We start from the raw sequence: 15,476 nt of genomic DNA, 5'->3' as shown, positions 1-15,476 counted from the left end.
ATAAAACCGCTATCTGACTCAGTGATGCAGCAGAAGCAGCGTCGCCAGCTGCGAGATGGTGTCTCCTCAAACAGGCCGATGACGCGCGAGGCGATAAAGGCGGTGCAGAGGTTAATCGCCAGCCAGGCCCAGCGTTGCCGCACCGTCTTGCGCACCGGCGCGAACACATCCTCTCTTCTTGGCTGATGCCGCCCATGCGGCGGATATTGCTCTCGTTCTCTTCGTTGAGCAGATTGACCACGTCCTCAATAGTGACGCGGCCAATCAGCTTGCCTTTGGCGTCGATGACCGCGGCGGAGATAAGGTTGTAGCGCTCAAACGCGCCCGCCGCATCTTCCGCCTTGTCGTTGAGCTGGAAGGTGGTGGGGGAGGAATTTATCACCTCTTCCACGCGCTTTTTCGGCTTGTTCAGCAAGATATTGGTGAGCGGCAACTCGCCCAGCAGCAGATTGTCTTCATCGGTGATGAAAATTTTATCCATGCCGTTTGGCATGCTTTTTTTATGGCGCAGAAAGCGCTGCACCGTCGCCAGCGTAACGTCGGCGCGCACCGTCAGAATATTGACGTCTATGATGCGGTCGATGCGATCGCGGTCGAACTCCACCACGCTGGGCACGCGGGCGCGCAGGCTGCGATCGAGCGTCGCTAGCAGGCGACCGGTTAGGTCGCGCGGCATATAGGCTTGGTCATCAATATCGAGCGGTTCGATAGCGCGCAGAATATCGCGGTCGCTCATCTCTTCCGTCAGGCTGGCCCAGACAGTTTCCGAGGCTTCCACCAGCACGTGGCCGCGTTTCTCGGGGGGCACCAGCCGCCAGAGCGCCTCTTCCGGCAGCGCTTCAAGAATTTCGGCTAGGTCCGCCGTGTGCAGTTTTGATCGATATCCGCCGTTGGCGCAGCCTGATGCGCCGCATTTTCACGTTGCTGTTCAGGGGTGCGTTCGCTGGGTTTTTCCAGCAGCGCCTCCACCATATCCGGCTCGCTAAGCAGCAGCGTCAGAATGCGATGACGTATTTCACTTAAACGTTGACTGTGCGAAGCAGACATAACGAGTCCTTTGTGTCTGAAAGTTACAGCTCGAAGTGTAGCGGCTCGCCTTGCAAATGGGCGTAAAAAAAAGCGCGGCGATTCAGGCTGCGTTTAACAGAGAGAAGCAAAGGACACGAAAGGTTAACGGCTGTCGCGATCGGTAAGGCTCAATGGGGCGAATGGTGGCGCCGCTTTCTTCTGCTGATGATGTTCAAACGCGGCAGGCAGGATAAAAATCATGCGGCTTAAAAGAATGATAAAGCTAATCAGTAGAACGATCCGGGTAAACGAACGGGGTTTTGGACGTCTTCGGGAGGGGATGGCGCTGTTCACGCAAGGTGTTTCCTGTAAGTACCCAACTGGGCGATGGCAACATTTAGTCACATCGTCACACTGAAAGCAATCGCTGATTAAAAAAGAGCGGGCCGTGGCGTGCGGCGCGGCGTTACAGGCTCGCCTTTTGTGCCAGCAGCGTGGCGAAGCGGCAGCTGATGCGGTTGCCGTGCTCGTCGCGCTTGTGCAGCTGGCCGATGTGCTCGTTATAGCGAAGGATATGCCAGTTGCGGTAGTAGTGGCTCAGCTCACCCGATTTAAAGGTGAACGGGAAGTCGAGCGGGCAGGGATAGTCGTCGGTGCTCATCGCCGCCACGATCAGGTTATGACCGTTTTTCAGCGTGCTTGCTTGCATGTCGGCAATCAGCTGCGGGATGGTTTGCGGCTGCAGGAACATCATCACCACCGTGGACAACACGAAGGTGTAGCCGCCGTTGAAGCGCGTCTGGTTGAGGTCGCGCTGTTCGGTATGAATGGTGGTAATGCCCTCTTGCGCGGCGATCTGCTCAAGGCGCGCCAGGATGGCGGGATTGTGATCCCAGGCGGTGACGTCAAAGCCTTGCTGGCTGAGGAACAGGCTGTTACGCCCGTTGCCGCAGCCGAGATCCAGCGCCTTGCCGGGCGTCACAAAGGGCAGCGCTGCCAGCACTTCAGAGTGCGTCGGCGTCAGGCCGTAGGCATCGGCAAAATAGTTATCAGGTTTCGTCATGGTTCGCTTTTAATCTGTGGGCGCGCATGCCCACCTCCTCAGGCTTCTTCTTCCAGCGTCAGTTTTCAGCCGGCCACCTCGTTCCAGTAGGTCTGCTCGCGTTCCAGGTCGAGCTGTACCAGATTGTTCTGGCTGAAATAGCCCGCCGGGAAGGTCAGCTTCCAGTGGCCGTCGTCGGCTTTCAGCTTCAGCGACTCGGGGCGCGTGGTCGCCTGGCGCTGGTTGTTCAACAGGGTGCCGAGGTGCAGCAGAAACAGCAGCGGCAGGAACTGTTTTTTCTTGAACAGCGTCACGCGCGGCAGCTCTTCGACCTTAATCGCCTTGCGGTGTAAGCGTACCAGCGCCGCCAGCGGCATTTGCTGGTCCTGGTTAAAGCCGGGCAGATTAGTGTGCTGCAGTATATAGGCGGAATGGCGCTGCATGCCGCTGTGGTTGATAGTCAGCCCCACCTCGTGTAGCAGCGCCGCCAGCTGCGGGTTCGCCAGTTTGGGGTTCTGATCACGCCACTGCAGATAGAGCTGCTCGGTGGTGTCCAGCACCCGGCGCGCCTGATCGTTGTCGATGGCGTAATGGTTCGCCAGGCTTTGCGCCGTGCGGCTACGGATATCCTGATGGCGGAAGCGGCCCTCCATTTCGTAGAGCACCCCTTCGCGCAGCGCGCCATCCGACAGGCGCAGCTCGTGGATCGCCAGCGCGTCGAACACGCCGTAGATAATCGCCAGCCCTGGCACGAACACCGCCTTCGATCTTCCGAAAGGCCCGGCAGGCTCAGCGCGCTAAAGGATTTATGCTTTAGCACCTCGTCGCACAGTTTGTCGAGACGCTCCGGAGTGATCATTTTCTCCTTCTCGCCCATCGCCAGCAGCACTTCGCACGCCGCCTTGATGGTGCCCGACGCGCCGAGCGCATACTGCCAGCCGTGCAGGCGATACTGCCACGCCAGCGTCTCCAGCTTCTGCGCCGCCGCCAGCCGCGCGCGGCGGAAATTGTCGCGGCTGATCTCCCCACCGGGGAAGTAGAGCTGGGCGAAACTGACGCAGCCCATGCGGCGGCTTTCCACCAGCTGTGGCTCGAAGTTTTCGCCGATCACCAGCTCCGTCGAGCCGCCGCCGATATCAATCACCAGCTTGCGGCTTTTTTCCGGCTGCGTATGCTCGACGCCCATAAAGATCAGGCGTGCCTCTTCGTTGCCGGGGATCACTTCGATAGGGTAGGGGATCACCTCGGCTGCGCGCTGCAGAAACTCTTCCGCATTCACCACCTGACGCAGGGTATGGGTGCCGACGATAGTGACGTTGCTGGCGTTAAAGCCCTGCAGACGTTCGGCAAACAGCGCCAGGCAGCTCAGTCCGCGCTCTATCGCCTCTTCGCTCAGGCGATTTTTACTGTCCAGGCCGTCAGCCAGATGTACACGCTGTTTCAGGCGACCAAGCACCTGCGTGGCGCCATTGACCACGCGAGCGATGACCATATGAAAGCTGTTTGATCCGAGATCGATTGCCGCAAACTCTTGCGGCCTCGGCGTACTTTTATGGGAAATGGGCATAGATTATTCAAGCTGTTCCAGTTTCTTGATGTAATTATAAATCGCCAGTTGAGAGCGGACCTTACGACGATTGCCGCGCGGAACATAGCGGTTCCCCAACTCTTTATCAACGATACGCGCCTTCACCGTATCACTAAACAGAATAGCGATAGTATCCAGAATGCGTTGTTTCACCCGCGGATCGAGGATCGACACCGCCACCTCGATGCGATGATCGATGTTGCGCGTCATCCAGTCAGCGGAGGAGAGAAAGACCTTTTTGTCGCCGCCGTTTTCAAAAATATAGACGCGATCGTGCTCGAGAAAGCGGTCAACAATACTGATCACGCGAATATTTTCGCTGATGCCGGGCAGATCGGGGATCAGCGAACACATGCCGCGCACCAGCAGGTTGACCTTCACTCCGGCACCCGACGCGGCGTAGAGGCGATCGACCAGACCATCGTCCACCAGGTTGTTAATTTTCAGCATAATGCCAGAGGGCTGTCCCTGCTGCACGTTGGCGATTTCCGCATCGATCAGCTGATAAAGCATCTGACGCGAGTTCTGCGGCGACACCATCAGGTGCTCAAAGCTCACTGGACGATAGGGGTTTTCGATAAAGTTGAATACCCGGCGAACTTCGTTGGTGATGCGTGCGTCGGCGGTCAGCAGCGAATAGTCGGTATAGATGCGCGCGGTTTTTTCGTTGAAGTTCCCGGTGCCGATATGGGCGTAGCGCACCACCTCGTCGCCTTCGCGGCGCGAAATCAAAAACAGCTTGGCGTGGATCTTCAGGCCCGGCGCGGAGAAAATCACGTGCACGCCCGCTTCGGTCAGCCGCTTGGCCCACAGGATATTGGCCTCTTCGTCGAAGCGCGCCTGTAGCTCCACCACCACGGTAACCTTTTTGCCGTTGTAGGCGGCGTGCATCATCGCATCCATAATGCGCGAGTCTTTCGCCACGCGGTAGATGTTGATTTTAATCGCCAGCACGCTGGGGTCGAACGACGCTTGGTGCAGCAGCTCCAGCACGTGCTCAAAGGTGTGGTAGGGGTAGTAGAGCAGAATGTCGCGGTCGCGAATGGCATCAAAGCCGTTGCGGAAGCCGTCAAAGCCGATATGGCGGATCGGCGGCAGCGAACGGTTGACCAGATTGCTTTTGCCGACGTCCGGGAAGCCGATAAAGTCTTTGAAGTTATGGTAGCGGCCGCCCGACACGATGGAGTCGTAGTTGGAGATAGTGAGCTTGTTGCACAGCAGCTCCACCATGGCGTCGGGCATATCGCGCTGATAAACAAAGCGCACCGGCTCGGCGGTCAGACGCTGCTTCAGGCTGGAAGACATCAGCTCCAGCAGGCTCGACTCCATTTCCGTGACTAGGTCATACTCCGCGTCGCGCGTCATCTTCATCGAGTAGGCGTTCAGCGTGTCGTAGTCGAAAAAGCCTTTGAAAATATCGTCGAGGCAGTATCGCAGGATATTGTCCAGCAGGATCATCGGTTTGCGTCGACGCAGCGACTCGGCAGGCAGATTAACGAAGCGCGGCACCTTGTCTGAGGGGATCTCCAGCAGCGCATAGCGAATATCGTCGCCGTGAATAATCTCTACCGCCAGATAGGTGTAGTCATCCTTCAGGAATTCCGTCAGGTCGGTGTCGTGATTGATCACAATCGGCGTGATGTGCTGGCGCAGTTCGTGTTTGAAATAGTGGCGCAGCCAGATTTGCTGATTGGGCGACAGCTGGCGTTCGTTGATTAAAAAGATCTGATTGCGCGCCAGCTCCAGCAGCAGCTCGTTATAGAGGCCGTCGAACTCCTGTTCCGACTTCATCACGCGCTGCTGAATTTTTATGAGCAGGGGGCGCGGCAGGTTGGGCACGCCCTGTTCTTCGCCAATCAGGATGCGACGCTTGAGGTCGGCGAAGCGAACTTTATAAAACTCATCAAGATTGTTGGAATAGATCCCCAGAAAGCGCATACGCTCAATCAGCGGGTTAGTTTTGTCTGCCGCCTCTTGCAACACGCGCTCGTTGAAGGATAACCAGCTTAATTCTTTTTCTATATACAGCTTTTCCTGACCCATTCTGACTCCATATCGCGTTTGCAGGACTTAAAGAACCAGTGTCCGTCATCATTATGGCGAGAGTATGGCAAGCTTGTCCAACGTCAATGGTCGTCTTATCAACCAGCTACGGGCAACATAGCGGGCTTACTACCAATCCCGTTCAGAGCTGCATGAGCCTAAAGCATATCCCCGTTAACTTCAGCAATCGTCGTCGTCGCGCTATCGACCGTTTTACGCGGCGGCTGGTCACGTCATGCGGCATCTCGATACTGCTGCTGATGCTGCTGCTCTTTATTTTGGTTGATTTGGGTGGTACTGCCGCTGTTCGCCGCGCCAGCGGTACAGCCGCAGGCCGCGTAGCAGCTGTGGGATCGTGGACCGGCGCTGGCGGTGGGCCATCTCGGCGAGCAGGGCTGGCGCATCGGCCGCGACGGAGCGGCGCGCTTTATTCCGCTGAACGGCCAGCCAGCCGAGCCGCCGCTGCTACTGCTGCGCCCGGCGCCGCCGCAGGTGGTGAGCAGCGCTGACCAGCAGACGATGCTGCTTAACGCGCAGGGCGCGCTGCCGCTGTCGACTCTCGCGCCGGACAAATGGCGCATCGCCGCCGTGACCGCCGGCGGCGTTAGCCTGTTGACGCTGCAACCGCAGCAGTCGCCGCGCGTTATCGCGCTGCCGCAGGCGCGCGCCGATCATCTGCTGCTGTCGCCGCAGGGCGATCTGCTCTACGCCAGCGAAGGCAGCGTGCTGCGCGTCTGGCAGATCGGCGACGAGGGCGCGACGCTGCGCGAAACGCAGCCGCAGGGCGAGCCGCCGTGCAGCCTGCACCTGCTGACGGGCGGTCAGAGCCTGCTGAATCAGGACAGCCGCGACGTGACGCAGTGGTTCGCTATCGCCGGCGAGCACGGGCCGCGCCTGCACGAAATCCGCACTTTTGCCGGCAGCAGCCCGACGGGCCTGGTGGCGACAGAGGCGCAGCGTCGGGTGTTCGCCACCCTGGCGCCCGACGGCACGCTGAAGCTGTTCGCCAGCAAGCAGTCCGGTCCCATCGTGCAGCGCCAGCTGACGCCCGGCGTCGAAAGCCTCGCCTTTTCGCTCGCTGGGAAAGCGCTGCTGCTGGAGAGAGCAGGTAGCTGGCAGGTGGTGCACATTAGCGATCCTGGCTCGATGTCAGCTGGTGCAGCTTCTGGCAAAAAATCTTGTATGAAAACTACCCCGCGCCCGACTGGGTGTGGCAGTCCAGCAACGCGGCGGACAGCTATCAGCCGAAATTCAGTCTGATGCCGATGGTTACGGGCACGCTGAAGGCGGCGGCGCTGTCGCTGCTGTTCGCCACGCCGCTGGTGCTGGTGGCGGGGCTGGCAATGGGCTTTGCGCTGGTGCCGCTAGGCGCCTCGGCGGGCATTTTCGCCGCGCTGATGATCGGCTTCGGCCGCGCGGTGGGCGAAACCATGATTGTGCTGATGGCGACCGGCAACACGCCGCAGAGCCAGGACGGCCTTTTTCCGGCCTGCGCGCGCGCTCTGCCAATATCGCTATGGAGATGCCGGAGGCGGTGGCGGGCACAGCGCCCACTACCGTATTCTGTTTCTCAGCGCGCTGCTGCTGGTTTTCACCCTGATTATCAATACGCTGGCAGAGCTGTTTCGGCAGCGGCTGCGCCAGCGCTACAGCCAGCATGAGGGGCAGCTATGAAGGCGATGCGGCAAAACGATCGCTGGCGCTGGCTGACTGCGGGGGCGGTCGCCGTCGCGCTGCTCGCCTTTACGTTGCTGATTGCGCTGCTGGCGCGGCAGGGCATGCGCGCTTTCTGGCCGCAACACGTCGATCTCTATACCCTGACGCAGCCGGACGGCCAGACCACGGCGCTGCTGGGCGAGACGCTGGAGCACAAGTCGCGCTTTCCCGCGCCCGCCGGCGATAGCGCGCTGACGCTGACGCTGCCGGTGGTGATCGTCGCCACCGAAGAGGGGCTGTCGCGCATTCCCGACTCGCTGCGTCAGGGCTCGCTGGCGCTCGGCGCAACTCAGGCGGAGACACTGTGGCGCATGGAGCTGCCGGTCGATGCAGTCTTCCCTTGGCTGCACCTCGACCGCAAATTTATGCATCTTGGCTTCCAGATTTACGATCTCGCCTTCCAAAGCCCAAACGTCGAGGCGGATCGCCCTCTGGTTTACGCCACGGCGCTGCTGGTGGTGATTATCCTGTCGCTCAACTTGCTGGCTATGGCGCTGAGCCACCGGCTGCGCGAACGCTATCGCCTGATGACACAATAAAAGATGAAGACTATGACGCCCGATACCGACACGGCACTGACTGTAAACAACCTTTTGCTCTGGTACGGCGAGCGCCAGGCGCTGCATTATCTCGTTGCGCATTCCGGCGCGCCGTAAGGGCCGTCCGGCTACGGCAAATCGACGCTGCTTTAACCGTATGAACGACGTGGTGGACAGCTGCCGCATTGAAGGGGAGATTTTGCTTGGGCACCACGCCATTATGCAGCCGTCGCAGGATCTGTCGGCGCTGCGCCGCCGCATCGGCATGGTGTTCCAGCGGCCCAACCCGTTTCCCAAATCGATTTATGAAAACGTGGTGATGGCCTACGGCTGCAGGGCGTGCGCGACAGGCGCGTGCTGAACGAGGCGTGCGAGCGGCGGCGCTGTGGAGCAAGGTGAAGGATCAGCTGGGGCAGAACGCCCTGACGCTCTCCAGCGGCCAGCAGCAGCGGCTGGTGATCGCCCGCGCCATCACCATCGGGCCGGAGGTGCTGCTGCTGGACGAGCCGACTATTGGTGCTCGACCCCATCTCAACGCTGGTAATCGAGGAGCTGATGACCACGCTGAAGCAGCACTTTAAGCTGGTGCTGGTCAACCACAATATGCACTAGGCGTCGCGTGTTTCGGACTATACGGCGTTTATGTATCAGGGCGCGGTGGTGGAGTTTGATGAAACCGACCGCATGTTCACCGCATCGCGCAACCGGCGCGCCGAGGATTATATTACCGGTCGCTACGACTGAGATTGAGATGCTTGTTCTCACAGGCAGCTAACAAAGTTAAAACGTGGTGGCATGGACAGAAGAGAAAAGCGTCCTGCGCAGGACGCTTTTCTCTTCTGTCCATGCCACCACGTAAGCGCGAATGCTTTAGATGCCTTGATCATTCCTTAGTCGTACGCATAGCCCTGCGGTGGCAGCGGCTGATTATCCAGCCAGGCCTTGCCATCGCGCATCGCTAAGCGCCCCTCGACAAACCAGCTAATTACCAGCGGATAGATGGCGTGCTCCTGATGCTGCACGCGCGCGGCAATGGTCGCTTCATCGTCGCCGGGAAACACCGGCACGCGCGCCTGCAGAACGACCGGGCCGCCGTCCAGCTCGTTAGTGACGAAGTGCACCGAGGTGCCGTGTTCGGCGTCGCCGTTCGCCAGCGCCTGACGATGGGTGTGCAGGCCGGGATATTTAGGCAGTAGAGAGGGATGGATATTCAGCAGGCGATCCTGATAGTGGGCAACGAAATCGCTACTGAGGATGCGCATATAGCCCGCCAGCACCATCAGATCCGGCGCGTAGGAGTCGATCTCTGCGATCAGCTGACGATCGAAGGCTTCGCGGTCGGGAAAATCGCCGGCCGCCAGCGCGTGCGCCGGCACCTCTGCCTCGCGCGCGCGCGTCAGGCCGAAAGCGGTGGCTTTATTACTGAAAACGGCAGCGACGCTGCCGTTAATCCGCCCGCTTGCGCAGGCGTCGAGGATGGACTGAAGATTGCTTCCGTTGCCGGAGATCAGTACAACCAGCTTTTTCATGCGTTAATGACCACGCGCTCTTCAGCGTCAGACGCCTTGATCTCGCCAATCTTCCACGCCTTTTCGCCCGCGGCGCGCATCAGCTCCACCGCCTTGTCGGCGTCGGCGGCGCTCAGCGCGATCACCACGCCCACGCCGCAGTTAAAGGTGCAGTACATCTCGTGGCCGCTGACGTTGCCCGCCTGCTGTATCCAGGTGAAGATGGCCGGCCATTCCCAGCTCTTCTCGTCGATCACCGCCTGGGTATTGTCCGGCAGCACGCGCGGAATGTTCTCCCGGAAGCCGCCGCCGGTCAGGTGCGCGATGGCGTGCACGTCGACCTGCTCGATCAGGCTGAGGATGTTTTTCACGTAGATGCGCGTCGGTTCCAGCAGGTGATCCGCCAGCGGCTTGCCCTCCAGCTGCTTGGTCAGCGGATCGGTCTGGCTCACTTCCAGAATCTTGCGCACCAGCGAATAGCCGTTGGAGTGCGGGCCGCTGGAGCCGAGCGCGATCAGCACATCGCCATCCTGCACTTTAGAACCGTTGATGATTTCCGACTTCTCCACCACGCCGACGCAGAAGCCCGCGACGTCGTAATCTTCGCCGTGGTACATGCCCGGCATTTCGGCGGTTTCGCCGCCCACCAGCGCGCAGCCCGACTGCAGACAGCCTTCGGCGATGCCGGTAATCACGGAGGAGGCGGTGTCGACGTCCAGTTTGCCGGTGGCGTAGTAGTCAAGGAAGAACAGCGGCTCCGCGCCCTGAACCACCAGGTCATTCACGCACATGGCGACCAGATCGATGCCGATAGCGTCATGACGCTTCAGGTCCATCGCCAGACGCAGCTTGGTGCCGACGCCGTCGGTGCCTGAGACCAGCACTGGCTCGCGGTAATTTTGCGGCAGCGCGCAAAGGGCGCCGAAACCGCCCAGTCCACCCATCACTTCCGGGCGGCGGGTCTTTTTCACTAAGCCTTTGATACGGTCAACCAGAGCATTACCGGCATCAATATCAACGCCGGCGTCTTTGTAGCTGAGAGAGGTCTTGTCGGTCACTGCGGAATCCCCACGCGATTGCGGTTGGTGGTTAACAAAAAGCGCGGCAATTCTAACAGCGCAGGCAAACGTTTGCGAGTCCCATCGGCGGGTGAAATTGCGCGCCGCAGGATTTTCATCAATCCTTAATCTGCAGCCTGAAACTTTCCCCCTTTGCGCAACGACATATGGCGCGCTGGCGATAAGGCGGTATAATCTCGCGTTTTTTTTAGCTCAACTCATTCCGGGAGAACACCAATGAAGATCGTGGAAGTCAAACACCCACTGGTCAAACATAAACTGGGCCTGATGCGTGAGCATGATATCAGCACGAAGCGTTTCCGCGAGCTGGCGTCGGAAGTGGGCAGCCTGCTGACCTACGAAGCCACGGCCGATATGGAAACCGAACGCGTAACCATCGAGGGCTGGAACGGCCGGGTGGAAATCGATCAAATCAAAGGTAAAAAAATCACCGTCGTACCAATTCTGCGCGCCGGTCTGGGGATGATGGAAGGCGTGCTGGAGCACGTGCCGAGCGCGCGCATCAGCGTCGTGGGTGTCTACCGCGACGAAGAGACGCTGGAGCCGGTGCCGTACTTCCAGAAGCTGGTGTCGAATATCGAAGAGCGCCTGGCGCTGGTGGTGGATCCGATGCTGGCCACGGGCGGCTCGATGATCGCCACTATCGACCTGCTGAAAAAAGCGGGCTGCAGCAGCATTAAGGTGCTGGTGCTGGTGGCTGCGCCGGAAGGGATCGCGGCACTGGAAAAGGCGCACTCGGACGTAGAGCTTTACACCGCGTCCGTCGATCAGGGACTGAACGAAAAAGGGTATATCATTCCGGGGCTCGGCGACGCCGGAGACAAGATTTTCGGAACTAAATAACCGCATCAGCCGACCAGAGGGTCGGCTTTTTTTGCAAAAAACATAATATTCAATGGGATAAATGATAACTCGTCGCGCCATTGGCGTCAGCTAACGACCGCCGCTACTGCAAACCATACCGCTCAGCCTGCAACACCTGTTCGCCATGTTCGGCGCGACGGTGCTGGTGCCGATCCTGTTCCATATCAACCCGGGAACGGTGCTGCTGTTCAACATCGCCGGCACGCTGCTTTATCTCTTTATCTGCAAGGGCAAAATCCCGGCCTACCTCGGCTCCAGCTTCGCCTTTATCTTGCCGGTGCTGCTGCTGCCGCTGGGCGGTTTTATCCTCTACGGTCTGCTGTTCTGCATCGTGGCGCTGATTTTGAAAAAGGCGGGCACCGGCTGGATCGACGTGATGTTTCCACCGGCGGCGATGGGCGCCATCGTGGCGGTGATCGGCCTAGAGCTAGCGGGCGTGGTGGCCAATATGGCGGGTCTGCTGCCCGCTGAAGGCAGCAGAGCCGACGGTACCACCGTGCTGATTTCGCTGGTGACGCTGGGCATGACGGTGTTCGGCTCGGTGCTGTTCCGCGGCTTCCTCGCCATTATCCCGATCCTGGTCGGCGTGGTGGTGGGCTACGCGCTCTCTTTCGCGATGGGCATCGTGGACTGTACGCCGGGTCTACAACGCGCCCTGGTTCGCGCTGCCAACTTTCTATACGCCGCGCTTCGAATGGGCGGCGATGCTGACCATTCTGCGCGCCGCGCTGGTGTTGATCGCCGAGCACATCGGCCATCTGGTAGTGACCGCCAGTATCGTGAAAAAAAGATCTGAACCGCGATCCCGGCCTGCACCACTCTATGTTCGCCAACGGCCTCTCTACCGTGATCTCCGGCTTCTTCGGCTCGACGCCTAACACCACATATGGCGAAAACATCGGCGTGATGGCGATTATCCGCGTCTACAGTACCTGGGTCATCGGCGGCGCGGCGATCATCGCTATCCTGCTGTCGTGCGTCGGCAAGCTGGCGGCGGCGATTCAGGCGATTCCGGTGCCGGTGATGGGTGGTGTCTCGCTGCTGCTGTACGGCGTTATCAGCGCGTCGGGCATCCGCGTGCTGATCGAATCCAAAGTCGATTACAGCAAGGCGCAAAACCTGATCCTGACTTCGGTGATCCTGATCATCGGCGTCAGCGGCGCGAAGGTGAATATCGGCGCCGCCGAGCTGAAGGGCATGGCGCTGGCGACCATCGTCGGGGGGCTGCTGGCGCTGAGCTTCCGCGCCATCACGCTGCTGTGGCCGGAAGAAGTGGTGCTGGACGCCGGCGAGAAGCGCAGCCACTAAGGCTTCTGCGGGCAGGGACGCCCGTTATCCTCTCAGGACGAAAACTGTGGTAGACTTGCCCCGTTTTTTGCCTGTTCCCTTTGAGGTGCTTCTGAACACGCCGGCACAACTTTCACTGCCACTCTACTTACCGGATGACGAAACCTTCGCCAGTTTCTGGCCGGGGGAAAACCCGTCGCTTATTGCCGCGCTGAAAGGTGCTCTCAGTCAGCAACACGGCAGCTATCTGTATTTCTGGTCGCGCGAAGGCGGCGGCCGCAGCCATCTGCTGCATGCGGCCTGCGCGGAAATGTCGGCGCGCGGCGAAGCGGTGGGCTACGTGCCGCTGGATAAGCGTACCTGGTTCGTGCCGGACGTGCTAGACGGCATGGAGCAGCTGGCGCTGGTCTGCATCGATAATATCGAATGCATCGCCGGCGAAGAGGCGTGGGAGATGGCGCTCTTCGATCTCTACAACCGCATTCTGGAAACCGACAAGACCCGGCTGCTGATCACCGGCGATCGGCCGCCGCGCCAGCTTAACCTCAATCTGCCCGATCTGGCGTCGCGGCTCGATTGGGGTCAGATCTACCGGCTGCAGCCGCTGAGCGACGAGGATAAGCTGCAGGCACTGCAGCTGCGCGCCGGCATGCGCGGCTTCGAGCTGCCGGAGGATGTCGGGCGCTTCCTGCTGAAGCGCCTCGATCGCGAAATGCGCACGCTGTTCGAGACGCTGGATCGTCTCGACCGCGCCTCAATCAGCGCGCAGCGCAAACTCACTATTCCCTTCGTGAAAGAGACGCTCGGCCTTTAAAGGATCGCCAAAACCGCTTCCGGCGGCCGCCCGAGACGCGCCCGATCGCCGTTGATCACAATCGGACGCTCCAGCAGTTTCGGATGCGCGACCAGTGTGTCAAGCAGCGCGCTTTCGCTGGCGCTCTCCAGCTGGAGGGCATGATAAAGATCCTCTTTGGTACGCATCAGCTGACGCGCGCTGCGCATGCCGAGCTTGCGCAGCAGGATTTGCAGCGTGTCGCGATCCGGCGGCGTCGCCAGATAGTGGACGACCTCTGGCGCGATGCCGTGCGCCTGCAGCAGCGCCAGGGTTTCGCGGCTCTTGCTGCAGCGCGGGTTGTGATAGAGGGTCACCATGCGCGTTTATCCTTTCTGATACTGTTTAAAGCGGTTCTGCAGCTGGCGCAGCTGGTCGATGCGGGCGTCGTAGCGCGCCTGCTTCAGGCTGCCTAACGGCACCTGCGCGCTGGCGCTGCTGAGTGCGGTAATCGCCTGATCGAGCTGGCCGTTCAGCGCCAGCGTCTCAGCGCGCGCCAACATCTCTTCATCATTCAGCCCCTGCTGCGCCGAGGTCTGCGCCAGCAGATCCCAGCCGTTGACGTCGTCGGGATGCGACCAAGTATAGCGATTGAGGATGCGACTGGCGTTGGCGGGCTGCTTCGCCTTGACGTAGGCGTTCGCTAGGTTAAGCAGCACCACCGGACTGTTTTTCGCTGCACCGGCACCGTTGAGCAGCGCGATCGCCTGCTGCGGCTGGTTCAGGCCAATGTCTATGTCGGTCATGATCTCGAGAAGCCAGACATTGTCGGGCTGCTTCGCCAGCAGCGGCTCAATCAGCTTTTTCGCGTTGGCAAAGCTTTTCGCCTGTAAAAACTGAACCGCTCTGCCGTACTGCGCCGCCTGCTGCTCGCGACTGTTGCCGCGCGCGTAGTTATCCAGCAGCTCATCGGTGAGCTGATTGCGGCCGGTGGCGTACATGCCGAGCGCGCGTACCTTCGCCATGTAGTAATCCTGCGACGACTGCACCACCACCGGGCGCATCTGGTTGGCGCGGTTGCGCGCGTCCGCCAGGCGGCTGTCCGGCAGAGGGTGCGTCAGCAGGATTTCCGGCAGTTTTGAGGAGAAGCTGTTCTGGTCAGCCAGCTTTTGCAGGAAATTGGGCATCGCCTGCGGGTCGAAGCCGGCGCGCTGCAGCACCTGAATGCCGATGCGATCCGCCTCCTGCTCGTTGTTCTGGGTAAAGCTGATAATGCTCTGCTGCGTGCCCGCCAGCGTGCTGGTCAGAGCCGCCATGCCCACCTGCGGGCTGGCCATCGCTAGCAGAATCGAGCCCAGCGCACCAACCCAGACGAGCGGCGCGTTGCGCTTCTGATACTTCATCGCGCGCTCTAGGTGGCGCTGCGTGACGTGGGAGATTTCGTGCGCCATTACCGACGCCAGCTGGCTTTCGTTTTCGGTAAAGCGGAACAGCGAGGCGTACAGCACCACGTTGCCGCCGAAAAAGGCGAAGGCGTTCAGCTCGTCGTTCTGGATCAGAAAGAAGTTTAAGGACGTCTTCACCGAATCAGCATGGGCGACCAGCCGCTGGCCAAGATGGTTAATATACTGATTCAGCAGGGGATCGTTGATCAGCGGCGCGCTGGCGCGTAGCTGACGCACATAGAAATCCCCCATCTGCATCTCCTGCCCGATAGCGAGTGTTGAGCCTGCGGTGGTGCCCATATCGGGCAGCGAATCGCTGACGTCAGCCCAGGCGGAGGCGTGCGGCAGCAGCATCAGCGTAGGGAGCAGCGCGGCGAGTAGCGTTTTCTTTAACCGGTTCAGCATGCCAGGATCCTTTAGAAAAGCCCTGAGGCGGGAAGCGTAGCGTCTAGTTTTTCAGAGTAAAAGCGGCGTCGCGTCTATCTTAACCACAGCCTGCGGAGAAAGAAACGGTCAGCGGCGGCTTAAAAGCGCGGCCGCACACAGATTTTGCCGCAAAAAATTGAACGTCTCTCTGGCGCGGAC

At 60.0% G+C, this 15,476-nt stretch carries 9 protein-coding genes and 6 pseudogenes; 6 read left to right on the top strand and 9 right to left on the bottom strand.

All coding sequences use genetic code 11. The annotated features are described in order from the left end of the window. Window positions 1-50: 50 nt before the first annotated feature. The 5 genes and pseudogenes from EIO60_RS13050 to ppk1 all read right to left on the bottom strand — a co-directional run. Window positions 51-1,047: pseudogene (locus tag EIO60_RS13050) on the bottom strand (magnesium transporter); the annotation flags it as partial. Between the two features lie 123 nt (window positions 1,048-1,170). Further along, window positions 1,171-1,362, bottom strand: a complete 192-nt coding sequence (locus EIO60_RS13045; protein ID WP_258577039.1) for a YfgG family protein — start codon at window positions 1,360-1,362, stop codon at window positions 1,171-1,173. 112 nt (window positions 1,363-1,474) lie between these two features. Further along, window positions 1,475-2,071: a tellurite resistance methyltransferase TehB gene (gene tehB / locus EIO60_RS13040; protein WP_258577038.1), complete on the bottom strand. Its 597-nt coding sequence runs from the start codon at window positions 2,069-2,071 to the stop codon at window positions 1,475-1,477. Window positions 2,072-2,136: 65 nt separating this feature from the next. Beyond that, a pseudogene (gene ppx / locus EIO60_RS13035) lies at window positions 2,137-3,617 on the bottom strand (exopolyphosphatase). A gap of 3 nt (window positions 3,618-3,620) precedes the next feature. Next, window positions 3,621-5,681: a polyphosphate kinase 1 gene (ppk1, locus tag EIO60_RS13030; RefSeq protein ID WP_258577037.1), complete on the bottom strand. Its 2,061-nt coding sequence runs from the start codon at window positions 5,679-5,681 to the stop codon at window positions 3,621-3,623. A 152-nt stretch (window positions 5,682-5,833) separates the two neighbouring features. Between ppk1 and EIO60_RS13025 the strand changes: the two are divergent. The 3 pseudogenes from EIO60_RS13025 (at window position 5,834) to EIO60_RS13015 (ending at window position 8,680) form a co-directional block, all read left to right on the top strand. Then, window positions 5,834-7,355 (top strand): annotated as a pseudogene (locus tag EIO60_RS13025) (ABC transporter permease family protein). 239 nt (window positions 7,356-7,594) lie between these two features. Next, window positions 7,595-7,936, top strand: a pseudogene (locus tag EIO60_RS16895) (ABC transporter permease family protein); the annotation flags it as partial. 12 nt (window positions 7,937-7,948) lie between these two features. Beyond that, a pseudogene (locus EIO60_RS13015) lies at window positions 7,949-8,680 on the top strand (phosphate ABC transporter ATP-binding protein). Window positions 8,681-8,826: 146 nt separating this feature from the next. Here EIO60_RS13015 and purN read toward each other — a convergent pair. Together purN and purM are read right to left on the bottom strand one after the other, a co-directional pair. Further along, on the bottom strand, window positions 8,827-9,465 hold the full coding sequence (purN, locus tag EIO60_RS13010) for a phosphoribosylglycinamide formyltransferase (RefSeq protein WP_258577035.1): 639 nt from the start codon (window positions 9,463-9,465) through the stop codon (window positions 8,827-8,829). Beyond that, the gene (gene purM, locus EIO60_RS13005; protein WP_258577034.1) at window positions 9,462-10,502 is read right to left on the bottom strand and encodes a phosphoribosylformylglycinamidine cyclo-ligase; all 1,041 of its coding nucleotides are present in this window, start codon (window positions 10,500-10,502) and stop codon (window positions 9,462-9,464) included. The genes purN and purM overlap by 4 nt, the downstream gene beginning before the upstream one ends. 237 nt (window positions 10,503-10,739) lie before the next feature. Here purM and upp point away from each other — a divergent pair, with 237 nt between their 5' ends. The 3 genes and pseudogenes from upp to hda all read left to right on the top strand — a co-directional run bounded on the left by upp (window position 10,740) and on the right by hda (window position 13,488). Then, window positions 10,740-11,366: a uracil phosphoribosyltransferase gene (gene upp, locus EIO60_RS13000; RefSeq protein ID WP_258577033.1), complete on the top strand. Its 627-nt coding sequence runs from the start codon at window positions 10,740-10,742 to the stop codon at window positions 11,364-11,366. A 106-nt stretch (window positions 11,367-11,472) separates the two neighbouring features. Then, window positions 11,473-12,695 (top strand): annotated as a pseudogene (gene uraA / locus EIO60_RS12995) (uracil permease). Window positions 12,696-12,786: 91 nt separating this feature from the next. Then, window positions 12,787-13,488, top strand: coding sequence for a DnaA inactivator Hda (hda, locus tag EIO60_RS12990; protein WP_258577096.1), 702 nt, complete (start codon window positions 12,787-12,789; stop codon window positions 13,486-13,488). On the opposite strand, the gene arsC is transcribed toward hda, so the two are convergent. Continuing rightward, entirely contained in the window at window positions 13,485-13,826 is a 342-nt protein-coding gene (arsC, locus tag EIO60_RS12985) for an arsenate reductase (glutaredoxin) (RefSeq protein ID WP_258577032.1), read from the bottom strand. The two genes, hda and arsC, sit on opposite strands and share 4 nt — an antisense overlap. A 6-nt stretch (window positions 13,827-13,832) precedes the next feature. After that, complete coding sequence (gene bepA / locus EIO60_RS12980) at window positions 13,833-15,296, bottom strand: beta-barrel assembly-enhancing protease (protein WP_258577031.1); 1,464 nt, start codon at window positions 15,294-15,296, stop codon at window positions 13,833-13,835. Window positions 15,297-15,476 lie beyond the last annotated feature (180 nt).

Source organism: Candidatus Pantoea persica, from assembly GCF_013753875.1.
GTDB classification, from domain to species: Bacteria; Pseudomonadota; Gammaproteobacteria; order Enterobacterales; family Enterobacteriaceae; genus Pantoea; species Pantoea persica.
This window is presented reverse-complemented; position numbering and strand designations above follow the sequence as displayed.